The organism is Tatumella ptyseos, from assembly GCF_030552895.1.
GTDB lineage: Bacteria > Pseudomonadota > Gammaproteobacteria > Enterobacterales > Enterobacteriaceae > Rosenbergiella > Rosenbergiella ptyseos_A.
Window position 1 is genome coordinate 1,363,033 of record NZ_CP130649.1, and the last position, 16,699, is coordinate 1,379,731.

At 45.3% G+C, this 16,699-nt stretch carries 14 protein-coding genes and 1 pseudogene; 3 read left to right on the forward strand and 12 right to left on the reverse strand.

The genetic code is table 11. The annotated features are described in order from the left end of the window. Window positions 1-25: 25 nt before the first annotated feature. From QJR74_RS06410 to rluE, 9 genes and pseudogenes are all read right to left on the reverse strand, one after another. Complete coding sequence (locus QJR74_RS06410; RefSeq protein WP_304373717.1) at window positions 26-1,165, reverse strand: ribosomal protein uL16 3-hydroxylase; 1,140 nt, start codon at window positions 1,163-1,165, stop codon at window positions 26-28. A 67-nt stretch (window positions 1,166-1,232) separates the two neighbouring features. Then, the gene (phoQ, locus tag QJR74_RS06415) at window positions 1,233-2,699 is read right to left on the reverse strand and encodes a two-component system sensor histidine kinase PhoQ (protein ID WP_304373718.1); all 1,467 of its coding nucleotides are present in this window, start codon (window positions 2,697-2,699) and stop codon (window positions 1,233-1,235) included. After that, window positions 2,689-3,360, reverse strand: coding sequence for a two-component system response regulator PhoP (gene phoP / locus QJR74_RS06420; RefSeq protein WP_304373719.1), 672 nt, complete (start codon window positions 3,358-3,360; stop codon window positions 2,689-2,691). Before phoP ends, phoQ begins: the two co-directional genes overlap by 11 nt. 100 nt (window positions 3,361-3,460) lie before the next feature. Beyond that, window positions 3,461-4,831 carry an adenylosuccinate lyase gene (gene purB / locus QJR74_RS06425; RefSeq protein WP_304373720.1) on the reverse strand — a complete coding sequence of 457 codons (1,371 nt, stop codon included), beginning with the start codon at window positions 4,829-4,831 and terminating at the stop codon, window positions 3,461-3,463. Window positions 4,832-4,868: 37 nt separating this feature from the next. Next, window positions 4,869-5,498, reverse strand: coding sequence for a high frequency lysogenization protein HflD (gene hflD / locus QJR74_RS06430; protein WP_304373981.1), 630 nt, complete (start codon window positions 5,496-5,498; stop codon window positions 4,869-4,871). A 23-nt stretch (window positions 5,499-5,521) separates the two neighbouring features. After that, window positions 5,522-6,643, reverse strand: coding sequence for a tRNA 2-thiouridine(34) synthase MnmA (gene mnmA / locus QJR74_RS06435; protein WP_304373721.1), 1,122 nt, complete (start codon window positions 6,641-6,643; stop codon window positions 5,522-5,524). Window positions 6,644-6,735: 92 nt separating this feature from the next. Then, window positions 6,736-7,689: a DMT family transporter gene (locus QJR74_RS06440; RefSeq protein ID WP_304373722.1), complete on the reverse strand. Its 954-nt coding sequence runs from the start codon at window positions 7,687-7,689 to the stop codon at window positions 6,736-6,738. A gap of 156 nt (window positions 7,690-7,845) precedes the next feature. Next, window positions 7,846-8,286: an NUDIX hydrolase gene (locus QJR74_RS06445; RefSeq protein ID WP_304373723.1), complete on the reverse strand. Its 441-nt coding sequence runs from the start codon at window positions 8,284-8,286 to the stop codon at window positions 7,846-7,848. A gap of 9 nt (window positions 8,287-8,295) precedes the next feature. After that, a pseudogene (gene rluE / locus QJR74_RS06450) lies at window positions 8,296-8,841 on the reverse strand (23S rRNA pseudouridine(2457) synthase RluE); the annotation flags it as partial. Between the two features lie 449 nt (window positions 8,842-9,290). Between rluE and icd the strand changes: the two are divergent. Beyond that, the gene (gene icd, locus QJR74_RS06455; RefSeq protein ID WP_304373725.1) at window positions 9,291-10,541 is read left to right on the forward strand and encodes an NADP-dependent isocitrate dehydrogenase; all 1,251 of its coding nucleotides are present in this window, start codon (window positions 9,291-9,293) and stop codon (window positions 10,539-10,541) included. Window positions 10,542-10,683: 142 nt separating this feature from the next. Here the strand turns inward: icd and bla are convergent, their stop codons facing one another. Then, complete coding sequence (bla, locus tag QJR74_RS06460) at window positions 10,684-11,577, reverse strand: class A beta-lactamase (RefSeq protein ID WP_441007635.1); 894 nt, start codon at window positions 11,575-11,577, stop codon at window positions 10,684-10,686. A gap of 212 nt (window positions 11,578-11,789) precedes the next feature. On the opposite strand from bla, the gene QJR74_RS06465 reads away from it, so the two are divergent. Next, on the forward strand, window positions 11,790-12,323 hold the full coding sequence (locus QJR74_RS06465) for an AAA family ATPase (RefSeq protein ID WP_304373726.1): 534 nt from the start codon (window positions 11,790-11,792) through the stop codon (window positions 12,321-12,323). Window positions 12,324-12,585: 262 nt separating this feature from the next. Here QJR74_RS06465 and QJR74_RS06470 read toward each other — a convergent pair whose 3' ends face one another. Together QJR74_RS06470 and QJR74_RS06475 are read right to left on the reverse strand one after the other, a co-directional pair. Further along, a complete protein-coding gene (locus QJR74_RS06470; protein WP_304373727.1) occupies window positions 12,586-13,614 on the reverse strand; it encodes a CAP-Gly protein in 1,029 nt (342 codons plus the stop codon). 196 nt (window positions 13,615-13,810) lie between these two features. Beyond that, window positions 13,811-15,031 carry a cupin domain-containing protein gene (locus QJR74_RS06475; RefSeq protein WP_304373728.1) on the reverse strand — a complete coding sequence of 407 codons (1,221 nt, stop codon included), beginning with the start codon at window positions 15,029-15,031 and terminating at the stop codon, window positions 13,811-13,813. Between the two features lie 1,153 nt (window positions 15,032-16,184). Here QJR74_RS06475 and QJR74_RS06480 point away from each other — a divergent pair. Continuing rightward, window positions 16,185-16,661: an OsmC family protein gene (locus QJR74_RS06480; protein ID WP_304373729.1), complete on the forward strand. Its 477-nt coding sequence runs from the start codon at window positions 16,185-16,187 to the stop codon at window positions 16,659-16,661. Window positions 16,662-16,699: the final 38 nt, after the last annotated feature.

The window sequence follows — 16,699 nt, forward strand, 5'->3', positions numbered from 1 at the left end:
AGTCATGCTTGACTGCCCGTTATCCTTATTCCTCGTCTTCCTCTGCCTCTTCACCGAAATGCCAATAACCCGCATTAATTAATCCGGTAAGCTGCGTTAATAGGCTGTTATTCTCAATTAAGGGAAGTAACTGTTCAGCCTCAATCTCTGCCTTGTCGGCTAACAGACTTAGGAATAGAGGGTCTGGGCTGGAAAAACGCTCACCATTAATAAAGGTGTAAGACGCTAATTGTAAAACTTTTAACCCGCCGATACGGTGTAAAGCAGCCCCTTCCTCTAACGCGTCGCGGACTTCGTCTTCTTGATAAGCCGGTTGGGGAGGCGCGATATCTAATTCATGGCGTGATTGGGAAAGAAACTCACCTAACCAAGGCGTGAAATCTTCAGAATTCAATAATCCGCTCATCATGTCACGAAGGCGAGCGGCTTCTTCATCTAAGATCGTTGCAGCGTTATCGCGAAGGCGCAAAGAGGGATCTTCGTAACGACGACTACCGAGCTCTTGTGCCAGGACATAATCGGCGAATCCACTTAGCAGTTCTTTGCCCGATGGCGCGCGAAAACCGACTGAATAATTCAGTGAGTTTTCTAATGAATAACCCTCATGCGGGAAGCCGGGGGGAATATACACTAAGTCCCCGGGTTCAAGGATCTCATCGATGATCGCTTCGAAGGGTGTCACTTGTAGCAAATCAGGATGCGGGGAATGTTGAGCGATCACATCATTATTACCGACTCGCCAACGACGACGACCCGCACCCTGTATGATGAATACATCATATTGATCTAAATGAGGTCCAACGCCGCCATCAGGGACGGAGAAAGAGATCATCAAATCATCCATTCGCCAGTCAGATAAGGCCCGAAAGGGTTGCATCAGCTCTGCCGCCGCAGGATGCCAGTGATTAACTGCTTGGACGAGAAGTGACCAGTGGCTTTCGGTTAAGTGATCAAAATCGGTAAAAGGTCCATGCGCAACTTGCCAACCGGCGTCAGTCTGGCTGACTAATCGGCTATCCACTTCATTTTCCATTGCCAACCCAGCAAGTTCATCGGGACTGATGGGATCCTGAAAATTAGCAAAGGCTTGACGGATGACGACTGGCTTTTTCTGCCAATAGGTTGCGAGAAATGTAGGCCAGTCAATGGCGAGTTCGAAAGACATAATACCCTCAAAGAGTGAAAAAACTTGCGAGAGTATATCAGTCTGGCAATAAGAATGAGACAGGAATTCAAATCATCTGATCAGCAAAGATAATTTCCATCCGTGTGCCGCCCCAATGACTGCGAGAGACACGTATTTCCCCAGCATAGTTTTCAACGATTTCTCGCGCAAGGGACAAACCGATGCCTTGGCCAGGTCGTAAGGTGTCTACACGATGTCCGCGCTGGAAAATCATCTCTCGGCGCGCGGCAGGAATACCTGGGCCATCGTCATCAATGTATAAGGTCAGTGTCGTATCATCCTGTCGAGCACTGATATGAATGAATTCAAGACAGTATTTGCAGGCATTATCTAAAACATTCCCCATTACTTCGACCAAGTCATCACGGTTTCCTGAAAATGTGAGCTCGGGAGAGAGTTCGACAGTGATATCAACCCCTTTATTTTGATAGACCTTATTAAGTGCTGCGCAGAGACTATCAATGAGGGGAGCGACTGCATGTATCTCACGATTTAACAGGTTATTTTCCGCCTGAAGACTGGCTCGATGTAAATAATAGCCGACTTGTTGTGAAATACGACTTATCTGTTCAAGCATCAACGGCTCAGCTTCTTCAATCTGTATTGGCTTCGCTCCACGTAGTGAGCGGAGCGTACTTTGTAAAACCGCCAAGGGAGTCTTCAAGCTATGCGTCAGATCAGAAAGTGTGGTGTGGTAACGACTACTGCGTTTACGTTCACTTTTGAGTAGCAAATTAAGATTGCTCACTAATCCTTTTAGCTCTTTAGGCGGTGAATCGCCCAACGATTCCCGTTGTCCAGATTCCAGCGCTTTCAACTCAGCCGACAGTTGCCCGATAGGCTTCAAGCTCCAATGAGCCGCAAGCCACAATAGCGGGATGACTAATAAGAAGTTTGCGGCTAAGACATAGTTAAACCATGACCAAACTAGTTCACTGTGTTGGAGTTCTTGTGGGATGGAATCCACGACTACGATGGTGAGGGCAGGTAATGTGGCCGTAGCATCATAACGGCTGACAGCAACCGAGTGAGTAAAAGTATCATCACTATCCAGTTCTGCAATTTTCTTTTGAGCTTTACGGTTATTACCGATCGCCGCTACGCTGACTTTATTACTGGCATCAATTTCATAAAAATTGTTGGTATGAAGCCAGCTTTGAGAGATGCTGCGTCGAATCTCAGGAACATCGCGCAATTGCCAGAGTAATCGGCCATGTTCATCATAGATATAAACCAGTGTAGGGAAATTCAGCTTTAAGTTATCAGGGCGGTCGATCACCAGTTGATTATCACGCCATTGGGCAAGGGTAAAAAAAAGATTACTTTCACCGCGCATCACCTGATAAGTATTCTTATCAAAACTAATCATATAGCCGACTACCGCCACGACGCCGTAACAGAGTGAAATAATGAGCACGAGGGCAGAGGCTGCTAGCAAAAAGCGCCCGCGTAAAGATAGCGGAAATAAGGAAAATAGTGTAAAGGGTGACGAGCGCGTAGTGCTATGGGGCATCGAAGCGGTATCCTAGCCCACGTAATGTTGTGATCACATCATGGGGATAATGTTGTTGCATCTTTTTCCGTAAGCGCCCCATTAATACATCAATGGTATGGCCTTCACGCAGATCCGCATCGGGATAGAGTTGTAGCATTAACGATTCTTTACTGATGACTTTGCCCGCATTAATGATCAACGTTTCGACGATGGTGTACTCAAAGGTGGTGAGTTTTACCGGATGCTGATCAATCGTCAGCTCTTTTCCAGAGAGGTCGATGAGAAAAGGGGGGTAATGGATGATTTGTGAGGCATGACCCGCGGTACGGCGTAGAAGGGCTTGTAAACGCGCTGCCACTTCCTCGATATGAAAAGGTTTAGTGACATAATCATCCGCACCAGCTTGCAATGCAGCAACTTTGGATTGCCAGCCTTCGCGTGCGGTGAGAACTAAGATCGGTTGCTTAACCTCTTGTGCACGCCAACGTTGGATAAGACTCATTCCATCTTCGTCAGGTAAACCGAGGTCAACCAATGCGACATCGGGGACATATTCATTCAAGAAATAGTCAGCTTCATTGGCATCTTCAGCCGCATCAACTTGATGCCCCATTTCACGAAGCTGTACGGCTAGATGATGCCTTAATAACGGGTTATCTTCGACCACTAAAACGCGCATTTGCACATCCTCTTTGTATTCACTAACACATAAGAGTACCACTCAGGGTCTAAACGGGGACTTAACATAACGAAAACGGATAGGTTAAGTCCCCAATAACTTATTTCAGATCGTCTGTTAATTGAATAGCACGACCTAAATAGTTAGCCGGTGTCATCGCTTTCAGACGTACTTTCTCAGCTTCAGGCAGATCAAGATTATCGATAAATTGCTGCATACCTTGGGCATCGATACGCTTACCACGGGTTAGCTCTTTCAGCTTCTCGTAGGGCTTCTCGATACCATAGCGGCGCATTACCGTTTGGATCGGTTCAGCCAACACTTCCCAGTTTTGATCTAGTTCCGCTAATAATTTTTCTTGATTAACTTCTAACTTAGCGATGCCTTTCAGAGTGGACTGATAAGCGATAAGTGCATAGCCCAATCCGACACCCAAGTTACGTAATACAGTGGAGTCCGTCAGATCGCGCTGCCAGCGTGACACAGGTAATTTGGTCGCTAAATGCTGGAGTACAGCGTTAGCGAGACCTAAGTTACCTTCAGAATTTTCAAAATCAATCGGGTTGACTTTATGAGGCATGGTGGATGAACCTATCTCGCCGGCAATGGTTTTTTGACGGAAATGGTTCAACGCAATGTAACCCCAGATATCGCGGTCGAAATCGATGATGATGGTATTAAAGCGGGCGACACAATCAAATAGTTCAGCAATGTAATCGTGCGGCTCGATTTGAGTGGTATAAGGATTCCAACGGATCCCTAAGGCGGTAACGAACTCTTCGCTAACGTGGTGCCAATCTACTTCCGGGTAGGCGGCAAGGTGCGCATTATAGTTTCCGACCGCACCATTAATTTTCCCAAGAATCTCGCATTTCTCAAGTTGTGCGATTTGTCGAGCCAAGCGATAAGCAACGTTAGCCATCTCTTTGCCCAATGTCGACGGGGTGGCAGGTTGACCATGGGTACGAGAAAGCAGTGGAATATCACGGTATTCTGCGGCTAGCGCTTCAACTGCACTCAGAACTTTACGCCACTCTGGAAGGAGGACTTGTTGGCGTGCCGTTTCCAGCATTAAGGCATGAGAAAGGTTATTAATATCTTCTGAGGTACAAGCGAAGTGAATAAACTCGGTGACGGCATGCAATTCTGGCATCGCCGCAACTTTATCTTTCAGGAAGTATTCAACGGCTTTCACATCATGGTTAGTCGTCCGTTCAATCGTTTTAATTGTTTCTGCATCATTTACCGAGAATTCTGCAACAATTTTATCAAGGTAAGCGTTTGCGTCGGCGCTAAATAAAGGAACTTCAGCGATTTGTGCCACTGATGAAAGTTTTTGGAGCCAGCGTACTTCAACTTCTACACGAAATTTTAGTAAACCAAATTCGCTGAAAATTGCACGTAATGGGCTGACTTTGTCACCGTAGCGACCATCAATAGGGGAGACCGCGGTGAGTGAGGATAATTCCATCAGTAAACTCCTGAGTAAAAAATAAACATTGCTGCCGCTACGCGTCTGCGTGCGGCAAGCCAGATAAAATTAATTTTGCCATATCGACCAGCTTACTGCGAGAGAACAGCAGTTGACACCGGCCGCCCCCAAGTTGTTGCCACAGCATTGCCGAGCGCACACCAGTGAGCAGCGCAGCGCGTACCCGGCTTTGAACAGGTGAGTTCTGGAGGATAGCTTGTTCGCCAGTGATTTGGATTCGAGGCCCGAGGGGGCTAATAATATCAGTATAAATACTGGCTGTAGCGGAGGCGAGGGTCGACGAATCAATACCGAAATGTTGTAGCTGGCGATCAAGCTGGCCTAATCGTTGTTCAAGGTCGCTAAGGGCTTGGCGATTTTTGCTTACTTTACGTTCTAAGCCAATCATGCCCAAGCTGTAGCGGGTGATATCGGCAAGCGCCCCTTTTTGGGAAGGCGTATTGAGGACGGCAATCATAGATTCTAAGCCAAACCGCAATGCCGCTTCGCTCCCTCCGTAGTAGCGCAATGCACCCGCCGTAGGCTCCAGAGGCTGTGTGAGGCTGCGCAATGAGCAGTGATAAGCCTCTTCAGGACAACGACCATGACGCGCTAACTGCTGCGCGAGGTGCGCAGCTTGGCAGATGCCGGCAAAAGCGAGGGTCATCTCGTAGATATTTTTTTTTGCCACTACGCGTTTTCCGTCTCTAAAAGAGGGAGCCGTTGCTCTATCACACCGCCGCCTAAACAGCATTCACCGAGATAAAACACGGCAGATTGCCCTGGCGTGACTGCCGCAACAGGTTCATCAAAACGTACTTCAATACGTTCATCATCGAGTGGAGTGATAAGGCATGGGATATCTGTTTGACGGTAACGCGTTTTCACCGTGCAACGCAGTGGTTCAGTTAAGGTCTCACGATCAACCCAATGTAATTGCTGAGCGATAAGCCCTACAGACATGAGGCGCGGGTGCTCCCCCCCTTGGGCGACAATCAGTCGGTTATTCGCGACATCTTTATCAACTACATACCAAGGGTCGTCATTACTTTCTTTAAGCCCACCGATTCCCAGTCCTTTGCGCTGACCCAAGGTATGATACATCAAGCCTTGGTGGGTTCCGACCTCTTGGCCGTCCACACTGAAGATAGGACCAGGTTGAGCCGGTAAGTAACGCGCGAGGAAGTCTTTAAACTTGCGCTCACCAATGAAACAAATACCGGTAGAATCTTTTTTGCGTGCGGTGACTAAATCAAGCTCTTCGGCAATACGGCGCACTTCCGGTTTTTCAAGTTCCCCGACAGGGAACAGACTCTGTGCCACTTGTTGATGGCTAAGAGTATAAAGGAAGTAGCTTTGGTCTTTATTTGCATCGAGGCCACGAAGTAATTGGCTTTTACCCTCGACATCTTTACGGCGTACGTAATGACCGGTGGCAATATAGTCAGCACCTAAGTCTTCAGCAGCAAATTCTAAGAATGCTTTAAACTTGATCTCTTTATTACAGAGTATATCAGGGTTTGGCGTACGCCCAGATTTGTACTCTTCCAAGAAAAGCTCAAATACGTTATCCCAATATTCTGCAGCAAAGTTAATTTTATGCAGTTTGATGCCTAATTTATCACAGACAGCTTGCGCGTCGGCGAGATCCTCAGCGGCAGTACAATACTCTTCACCATCATCTTCTTCCCAGTTCTTCATGAACAGGCCTTCAACTTGGTAACCTTGTTGCATCAGTAACCACGCTGAAACGGAAGAATCTACACCCCCGGACATTCCGACGATGACTTTTTTTGCACTTTGGTCAAACATAAATACTCACTGAAGTTGGCAATCAATTCGAACGCCTCAGTGTACCATGCAGCGAGGCAGTTCGCACCTGTATTACCGCGCACAATTACGCGCTATGTGCGATGTTGGCGCTTGTTGACCTCTAACTGTGCAGATAACACCACGGATTGACTCTTGCTTTTCAATCGTTGATTTAACTGGTTACCAAATAGGGTTAAAAAGATACCGACAGCCAGTGGGGCTAGCAAACAAATTGAACCGAAAGAGAGTGAACGACCGTAGAGGATATTCTCTAAACTTAGCGCGATAATGGGAAAGATCAAGAAAACGATGGAGGCTTGAAATGCCGTGGCGCGTTTTTGTAGCATAAAATAACACAAGATACCAAACACGCCTGCAAAGGCGCCAAGGTAAACGACGGCAAGTAAGGCGTGTGAGGAAAAGTGTGCTATTACCGGATGTTCGCTAAACCAGCCGACCACAGTTAATAGTAAGCCTGCCATCAAACAGGGTAACGCATTGAAGGTGAGTACTGAGACGTCACAGCAGCGTTTTTTACATAATGCATACATAATAGCGTGAATCACTACCGCCGCGATAAGCATCATAATCCCTAAGAGCTGACCAGAAGCGGCCCCTTGAGCTTCACGCAGTAAAACTGAAATTAATGCAACCAAAGCAATCGTTAGCCCGAGTAATTGAACCGAGTTGGTTTTTTCCCGTAATAGGATAATCGAGGCACAGAGTACGGCTACCGGCATCATGGCAAAAATAACGGACGCTAGGCCGGAACTTACCCAGGTTTCACCATAGATCATCAGAGTGAAAGGGATAGCAAAATAGAAGAGGCTAATAATAGCTTGGAAGATGCGTTGCCCTTTAGGGAAGAATAGGGGGGATCGTGTGTAGTATAGGGCGAGTAGTAACAATGGGGCTGCACAGAGAAAGCGTAACCCTGTGGCAAAGAGCGGGGGGATGGTTGTGCCCGCAATTTTCATTGCTAGCCAAGTGGTTCCCCACGTCAGTGAAACGATGATAAAGAGTAGCGTTTTAATGGCAGAGTTCATCTCGAAAACCTCAGCAAATAGAGGTCTACACTATATCGAGGTTCTAAGAGAATGAATTTCCACGTTATAAAGTAAAACGCAGGGGTGTTAGAAATTATTTCTCAAAAATAGGCCATTCAGGAAAATAAATTTTCTTCCAAAACTATAATTGAGTAATTATTGCTTAAACCAATGTAGTGCGGCTAAGGGATAACGCGTCCCCGTCTGCCAAAGTTTGATACTTTCCGCTACCAAAGGAGAGCGTAATTGGGATGATTGCAAGATTTCAGATGGCGTCAGCCAATGGCAACAGTCGATATCATCATCTTGCGGCATTGTGTCCAAACATTTTTCAACCTCACAACTAAATAAGAAACGGATAAAAGGTGTGCCGTCGTTGGCAGTCCATTGGTGCACGCCAAGTAGATACTCGGGGGATAAGCTTAGCCCGGTTTCTTCCCATAATTCACGCTTCATGGCCGCGACCAAACTCTCCTCTGCCTCGAGGTGGCCAGCGGGTTGGTTCCAAGTCACTGCTCCCTCGATACGCTCTTCAACGACTAATAGTTTTCCTTCTGCCTGTACGACACAGGCAACGGTAATATGCGGGGTAAACATCATCGCTCCTTATACTGATGCTTTATCGATCTTTCGCCATTCACCCGTTGCCAGTCCATCGAGCTGATAGGGGCCGATGGCATAACGAATAAGACGTAATGTCGGAAAACCAATATGGGCGGTCATGCGGCGCACTTGCCGATTACGCCCTTCGAATAATGTAATTTTAAGCCACTGGGTAGGGATGGCTTTACGCTCGCGAATGGGCGGGGTACGCGGCCATAACCATTGTGGTGGCTCACAGCGTTCGACGCCAGCAGGAAGAGTCGGCCCATCCTTTAAGGTTACCCCGGTTCTCAATGGCGCAAGGTGTTCATCACTGGGATCGCCCTCTACCTGGACATAATAGATCTTTTGAGTACGTTTCCCTGGCTGCGTTAATTCAGCCTGAAATTTGCCATCGTTAGTCAGCAGAAGTAATCCTTCGCTATCGCGATCTAAGCGACCTGCTGCATAGACATCTGGCACAGTAATATAATCTTTTAATGTCGCGCGCCCTGACTCGTCAGAAAATTGTGGCAGCACATCAAACGGCTTATTAAAAAGAACGATGGTGGTAGGACCTTGACGACGTCGTGGAGGAGTCGGTGTTCTTCGGCGTGGTGGGCGAGTAAGAGGCTTCATAATGACGTTATCCGGCGCTTTATTTTGCTCAGTATAGCCTAGACTTCAGATAATTTAACCCTTGTTTTCATAGGCTTTTAGTTGATGTCTAGCAGAGATTCCAGTAAGTTTTTGCCATCCCTTTTTGTAGGGAGAGGGTAGATTAGCGAAAAAGTTAATCTTTTGTTGTGAGAATGTGCAAAGTCAAAAGTGTGAAGTAAGTCTCAACTTAAGCCGGGCAATAAAAGTAATTATTTAAAGCAGACAATAGGTTAAGTTTTAGAAAATAGATTTCTGCGACATATCGTAATGATTTTTTTCTAGGAAAGTCGTGATGATTTCGCGTAACATACCCTGACACATTACAAGTCATTAACAAAAAACGCTCGAAGGAGAGGTTGATGGAAAGCAAAGTAGTTGTTCCTGCATCAGGCCAGAAAATCACGCTAAATCAAGGCAAATTAACTGTTCCAAACAACCCAGTCATTCCTTATATCGAAGGGGACGGGATTGGTGTTGATGTCTCTCCTGTGATGTTAAAAGTGGTCGATGCAGCGGTTAATAAAGCTTATAACGGCGAGCGTAAGATTTCGTGGATGGAAATCTTCACTGGCGAAAAATCGACGGAAGTTTACGGTAAAGACGTTTGGTTACCGCAAGAAACTCTTGATCTGATCAAAGAGTACCGCGTAGCGATTAAAGGACCCTTGACCACTCCGGTTGGTGGCGGTATTCGTTCACTGAACGTTGCTCTGCGCCAAGAGCTAGACCTATATGTCTGCTTACGTCCAGTACGTTATTACACCGGAACGCCTAGCCCGGTAAAACGCCCTGAAGACACCGACATGGTGATTTTCCGCGAAAACTCAGAAGATATTTACGCAGGTATCGAGTGGAAAGCGGGCAGCGAAGAAGCCGACAAAGTCATCAACTTTTTACGCACTGAAATGGGCGTGAAAAAGATCCGTTTCCCTGAACAATGTGGTATCGGTGTTAAGCCATGTTCAGAAGAAGGGACTAAACGCCTTGTTCGTGCAGCTTTCCAGTATGTTATCGATAATGACCGTGACTCTTTAACGCTAGTTCATAAAGGGAACATCATGAAATTCACAGAGGGTGCCTTCAAGGATTGGGGATACCAACTGGTTAAAGAAGAGTTTGGTGCTGAACTGTTAGACGGTGGCCCATGGATGAAGGCTAAAAACCCGAAAACCGGTAAAGAGATTATCATCAAAGACGTCATCGCCGATGCCTTCTTACAGCAAATCCTGTTACGTCCGGCAGAATATGATGTGATTGCTTGTATGAACCTCAATGGTGACTACATCTCCGACGCCTTGGCGGCGCAAGTTGGCGGTATCGGCATTGCACCGGGCGCGAACATCGGTGACGAATGTGCGCTATTCGAAGCGACTCACGGTACTGCACCGAAGTATGCTGGCCAAGATAAAGTGAACCCAGGTTCAGTCATCCTCTCCGCTGAGATGATGCTCCGTCACCTCGGCTGGTTCGAAGCGGCTGACTTAATCGTTAAAGGAATGGAAGGTGCGATCGCCAATAAGACCGTAACTTACGATTTCGAACGTCTGATGGAAGGCGCTAAGTTACTGAAATGTTCAGAGTTTGGTGATGCGATTATCGCTAATATGTAATTAATCACGCTGCGTGATTGATAAGAGCGGGTACTGAAAAGTGCCCGTTTTTTGTTAGCGTGCTAAGGGTTATCAAAAAAGTTATCAGAATCCCTGCTAATTTATACCTCAATTGTTTTCCAAGCTTTACTGACATCGTGATTTAATCTAAGTAAGAAGTCACTATTTTTGCAGCCTTAGCGAGAACATCTTTTCTGGGCATCGCGGTCTTTGCGTATTGAGTAAAATAGATAGCTAAAACGAGAGGCTTATTTTTATCTGTCCAAATTACTGCCACATCGTTGGTAGTGCCATAATCCCCAGAACCTGTTTTATCGCCTACTCGCCAATCGGTGGGAACGCCAGCTTTAATGCTGTGTTCTCCCGTCGTATTACCCTCCAGCCAACTGATTAAAAGCGCTTTTTTATCGCTTTCCAAGGCGTCTCCTAAGGTGAGCTTATGGAGTGTTTTGGCCATGGCTCGCGGGGTAGTGGTATCTCTAGTATCACCAGGAAGAGTAGTATTGAGAGTGGGTTCATTACGGGATAATAAAAAATCGTGGTCTCCCAGTGAACGGGCAAATGCATTGATAGCTTTTATACCACCCGCTTTTTGAAGCAATAAATTCATCGCGGTATTATCACTATATTGTAAGGCTGCCTTACTGAGCTCAGCAATACTCATTGTTTTACCGATATTCTTACCCGTTATTGGATTATAATTAACCAAATCGACCTTGTTAATTTTTACTGTTGAATCTAATAGGTTTAACGACGATTGACTATCCTTCAAGAGTTTGGCCGTAACCATAATTTTACTTGTACTACATAACGGGAATCTATCACTCCCTTGGTAAGAAAAATAATCACTGTCTGATGCGTTGATCAGGTAAATACCTAATCTACCATGCGAGGCTTTTTCTAAAGCGGATAATTTCAACCTCATTTCACTGCTATGAGTCATCAGGTTGGCTGAAGCAGTTGGGGAGAACAGAGAGGTAATAACGACGAGCATCATTGTAATAAATGATGAAGTAAACAAAGAATCAATTTTCATTTTTCACACAATAAAAAGATAAATCTAATCGGTTAATATATGATACTTACTAACATAAGTAGAGGTCTTAATTCGTTATTATCTTCGATTAATGTTGACTGCGTGATGAGTATGCGGATGATATATTTTTAAACGTTGATGGTTATTTAAGACATTAATGACTGTTATTTCCCCTAGCACTACAACCCTCTATGGCTCGAAGGATGAGATGAATGAACGCTTTTCTATCATTAGACCAGCTTGGGAAGCGTATTTGCATCGTCGGCCCATCCAATAGCGGTAAATCGACGCTAGCCAGAGCGATAAGCGTGAAAACAGGGCTGCCTGTCGTTCATCTGGATCAATTGCACCATCAGCCTAATAGTGCATGGATACCGCGTCCTCATGAAGAGTTTCTAAGATTACATCAAAAGGCAATAGAGGGTGAAAACTGGGTAATGGACGGTAATTACGGTAAATGTATCCCTTCGCGGTTAGTCCATGCTACGGGCATCATACTCATTGATATTCCACGGTTTACGGCTTTGTATCGTTATATAATGCGCTGTTATTCAACAAAACCTAGAGTAGGCGGTATCGGCATTCAAAAAGAGCACCCAACAGGAGAGATGGTCAAACATATTCTCCATGACTCCCCGAAAAGTCATCAACGATATCGCGAGCTTTTCAATCATGCACCAATCGCTAAAATTTTACTCTCTTCTCCTCGTGAAGTTGCTCAACTTTATGATAGGTGGCAACTTTAAATCTACTCTCTGAACTCAGACTCTAGTTAGCCAACATTTAGGGGCATACACCTCTATTCAAGACCTTGAGGTAAAAGAGGGCGATACCCCGCCATCATATTTACTAAGAAAACCAACTATAGGCGATGTTGGCTGGCTCTTAATACAATGGATTTAGTTACGGATTAAAGCTTTTGGAAGCCTATTGAGAACAGCTTGCTGACGGGAGAAACAGTGGGTAGGGGGAGAAGAAGCCCTAATCCGAGAATTAGGGCATATAGACTTAGGCTTTAATACGCTTACCATTAGGTAAAGTATTAACGCCCCACATTCCCGCTACTGAGCTAACAATCGCGCCAAGAAGTAGGGCGACGAAAGACCAAAGTGAGATTTTAGCTGCAGCTTTGGCTGCGGTATCGGCTTTTTGTTTTGCTTCTTGCTTGAATTGTGCATACTCCGCTTTAGCTTGATCAACCTTACTTTGTAATTGATCAATGCTTTGATTTGCTTGCTGTACCGCTTTATCTCGCGCTTGGATAAAGTTATCGACCGCTTGGTCTGCCTGTTCCTGAGTCATTGAGGTATTTTGTGCTAAAGCATTTTTAACATCATCTCGGTTAACAGATTGACTGATTGTCTCGGTGCGAGATTTTAGTTTATCAGTCAGTTGGCTAATAATCTGATCGCTATTTTCGGGGTGGGTGGCAATCGCTTTACCGGCATCCAACACATCATTCCCAGCTTGCTGTAGCTGATCTTGCAGATATTGCGGCTGCAATTCGGGGATATTTGATTTCTTCAGCGCATTCAGAACATCTTGATTAGTTTCGGAGACGTTAATGTGGGTATCTATCCCTAAATTATCGAAAATATTCTTACCAAAATCAGCAGTATTGGCTACGGCCTTACCCGCTCCACTGACGACGCTTCCTGCACCGGATGCAACGGAACTTACTGCGCTACCTGTTAATTTGAGTAACCCACCCACGGCAGAGAAACCCAACACAGTAGCAACCAATAAGGTCGTTCCCCAAATGAGGAAACCATGAATTAGGCCATCTGCACCTGCCAAGCGACCTGCGACAAATCCACCCGCGGCCAAACTAATTATTAGAGCTATTACTGTCCAGATCATGACGGCTTTATCCGCACCGTTCACAATATCGTCTTGTGTTGGAGAAAGTAGAGAAAAGCCTAGACTTGCACCAAGAGTGGTGAGTAGCAATGATACTGCTAACACAGTTATGACGCCTGCAATAATGCTACCCCAAGAGATGCGGTGGGTGATGTTGATGTCGTGTTGTAATTCCATCTTTAACTCCATTTTAAAAAAGGATACTCATCAACTACTGTAGTGCAAGATTAGGAAAATTCTAATTTTGTATAACTGTTCTGATGTACACCCGACAAAATAGCTGAATGACGTAACTCAAGGTATTGAGGTTAAAATCAACATATAGGGTGAGACGAATTGGGCGAAGGATTTTTTCGCCCATACGCGTGAAGATTTAAGGAGTATTTTTGACCACGGCATGCTTTTGGGCAGACAGCGCGGACATAAATTGATCATTTAGATGCAAGTGTTGCTTAACTAATTCGATAGGGGTACTGGCGAGCCACTGATTCAGCGAAATATCAGCATAATAATCGCTTTTAAAGAGCTCTAGGAAACGTAATGGGGTGGTACCAGTATTTTCAATATAGTGACCCATTGCGAAGGGAACATAACCGACATCGCCCGCACGATAGTCAAAAGTACGCGCTTGGCCGGATGAAGCGAACACCCCCATCCTCCCTTGACCCTCAAGATAATATTGCCATTCATCATTATTTGGGTGCCAATGGAGTTCTCGCATTCCACCTGGTGCTATTTCTACTAAGGCCGCGGCAATAGTTTTCGAAATAGGAAAGTTAGAAGAATCAGTAATGCGTACTTCTCCCCCTGAGGAGGTAATAGGCGTCTGTTGCATCATGTGGTGAGTAAAGGTGTGTTTTGATTTTTTTCCTTGGTGGGGACTGACTGATGCCATATTGCCCGGCACTTTTCCTGCAAAAATATATTCACTTTGGGGTGAGGGTAACTGTGAAAATGTCGAGACAGGAACATTAAAGTTTTTGGCTAATACTTCGGGGGGGATATGTTTGAACCAATCAGAAAGTAAGAAAGTGCTGTCCTCATCAAAGCCTCCGTCATCGAATGCCAACAGAAATTCACAGCCATCATTACCGATACCCTGTATAGAATGCGGTATACCCGGTGGAAAATACCAGAGGTCACCCGCTGAGATATCATCAATAAACCAGCCACCGTCCGTGTCGAATGCAGTGACCCGTGCCTGGCCATAGGTCATAAATGCCCATTCCCCCTCTTTATGCCAATGCAGCTCGCGTATCCCACCGGCATTAAGTCGCATATCGACGCCGGCAATGGTTTTAGAAATTCCTAATTCACGATTAGTCACTTGACGGGTCCATCCGCCACTGCTGCGACGAATATGGGCATCACTGAAAGAATAACGAAGGTTAGGTAAGGTCCCACTGTCTGTGGCGGGTGGGTTAACTAAATCCTGGTTTTCTTGTTCTCGCATCGGGTCGTGGGGACCAGGGAAATCAGGATTAAACGGATAAGTTTTATTCTTACTATCATGAGCGAGCACTTCCCCTGCCGCGAGCATCATAGTACCTCCTGCGGCGAAAGACATAAAATTGCGTCGTGTAAAATTAGCCATCTGAACCTCCTGTCTGTGTGTAACTTCTTTTTTACGCCAGCTGGAGGTGAATCAGAAATATGCGGTGTAACATTATATTAACAACATTATTTTGCCGCTTCGATAGCCTCTATTATTTGTCGGCGCGAAGAAGCCGCGCAGCAATAAAGAGAGCGAGAATAGTTGTCTTAATTTGTTGAATGATGTCTCTGCGCAGATAAAGCAAAAATAGTCCTTTTGTTTTAAGTTAAAAATTCATAGCGAGACGTTACATTTAATATTTTATTTACAATTTTCCTACAAATAGAGTAGGGCACGCCTCTTAAGCATTGGCTATTTGAACGAATTAATCGTTATTCTCGATAACAAAAAATTTTTCAGTCGGTTAATGTCTCACTACATTATTCTGCACAGGTTAGGCGAAGTCATGCATAAATGTTGGAGTATTGGATGCCTTATTATAAGGGGATGTGCCAATGATAATGACTTTTCCCGTTCGCAGCGGGAAGGCATAGGTGTTTTCCCAGAGAGAAGTGCTTTACCTGGATCTCAAGCAGTACGCACCAAAACGTTGCGCAGAGCGATTATGTCAGGTGAATCACCGCATTGGTGATAGTAATATTAATCACATGAAAAATGTTGCATCTTTTTATTTGCCGACTACGCTTAAGTTATAGCGTCGAAGAGTAGGGATTTTCCATCACTCAGGGATGAGTGCCGCTATACCATATTCTCCCAATGAAGTGGCGTTATCACTAAATTACTCATTCCTATGGTTAACATGAACAATCATCTACGTATCCCCCATTCAAAGCCGTTCTGCCTAGTCTCCACTTATTTTTTTGACCTTGTCTAGATAGAATTGCGGTTCTACGTTACTCTGTAGTCCATCATTCTCGACTTCCAATGGACGCCTAATGTCTCAATCTAAGCGTAAATTCTGGATGATCACGTTGCTGGCGGTAATCGTGGTGCCTTGTATTATCATGGCGGCATTATTGGTAACTGTGATGTATGTAAAACCTTACTAATCCAATCTTTGGGGGAGTTTACGAAGCTGAGCGCTTCGATATTCTTACCCCCAAAATCTGACTCTTCACTATTTAAATAACTTCTTTACGGCTGTTTAAAACTCTGGTTCAGTAACGCTTTATTCTTTCTTATGGATGACGTTATGGAACATACCTATCACACCTCTATTACTTGGACCGGTAACTTGGGAGAGGGCACCGCGCATTATCGCAGCTATGCACGTACCTGGGATATTGCACTGCCCGGTAAAGCAGTTATCGCCTGTTCAAATGATCCGTTACTAGGTGGCGACCCAACCAAGATGAATCCTGAAGATCTATTGATGTCATCATTAGCGGCGTGCCATATGCTGTGGTATTTACACCTCGCTTCCGCAGCCGGTGTGACCGTTGTCGGTTATCAAGATAGCCCCACTGCAATCGGTGAAGTGTTACCCAGTGGCGCAGGGCGCTTTCTATCAATGACTTTGCATCCCGTGATTACCGTATTACCTAATACTGATCTCGATCTTGCTCGTAAACTGCATGACGATGTGCATCCTGTTTGTTTTATTGCGCGTTCAGTTAATTTCCCAGTGACTTATCAACCTCAATTTATTATCGCTACAGAGGCGGCGTGATAGGGGTAGAAAATGACTGATGAGTCGTGAAGGATTGA

Coding starts and splice junctions, on each gene's coding strand:
- QJR74_RS06410 (WP_304373717.1), bottom strand. CDS start 1,165: ATGTCTTTCGAACTCGCCATTGACTGGCCTACATTTCTCGCAACCTAT.
- phoQ (WP_304373718.1), bottom strand. CDS start 2,699: ATGCCCCATAGCACTACGCGCTCGTCACCCTTTACACTATTTTCCTTA.
- phoP (WP_304373719.1), bottom strand. CDS start 3,360: ATGCGCGTTTTAGTGGTCGAAGATAACCCGTTATTAAGGCATCATCTA.
- purB (WP_304373720.1), bottom strand. CDS start 4,831: ATGGAATTATCCTCACTCACCGCGGTCTCCCCTATTGATGGTCGCTAC.
- hflD (WP_304373981.1), bottom strand. CDS start 5,498: ATGACCCTCGCTTTTGCCGGCATCTGCCAAGCTGCGCACCTCGCGCAG.
- mnmA (WP_304373721.1), bottom strand. CDS start 6,643: ATGTTTGACCAAAGTGCAAAAAAAGTCATCGTCGGAATGTCCGGGGGT.
- QJR74_RS06440 (WP_304373722.1), bottom strand. CDS start 7,689: ATGAACTCTGCCATTAAAACGCTACTCTTTATCATCGTTTCACTGACG.
- QJR74_RS06445 (WP_304373723.1), bottom strand. CDS start 8,286: ATGTTTACCCCGCATATTACCGTTGCCTGTGTCGTACAGGCAGAAGGA.
- icd (WP_304373725.1), top strand. CDS start 9,291: ATGGAAAGCAAAGTAGTTGTTCCTGCATCAGGCCAGAAAATCACGCTA.
- bla (WP_441007635.1), bottom strand. CDS start 11,577: ATGAAAATTGATTCTTTGTTTACTTCATCATTTATTACAATGATGCTC.
- QJR74_RS06465 (WP_304373726.1), top strand. CDS start 11,790: ATGAACGCTTTTCTATCATTAGACCAGCTTGGGAAGCGTATTTGCATC.
- QJR74_RS06470 (WP_304373727.1), bottom strand. CDS start 13,614: ATGGAATTACAACACGACATCAACATCACCCACCGCATCTCTTGGGGT.
- QJR74_RS06475 (WP_304373728.1), bottom strand. CDS start 15,031: ATGGCTAATTTTACACGACGCAATTTTATGTCTTTCGCCGCAGGAGGT.
- QJR74_RS06480 (WP_304373729.1), top strand. CDS start 16,185: ATGGAACATACCTATCACACCTCTATTACTTGGACCGGTAACTTGGGA.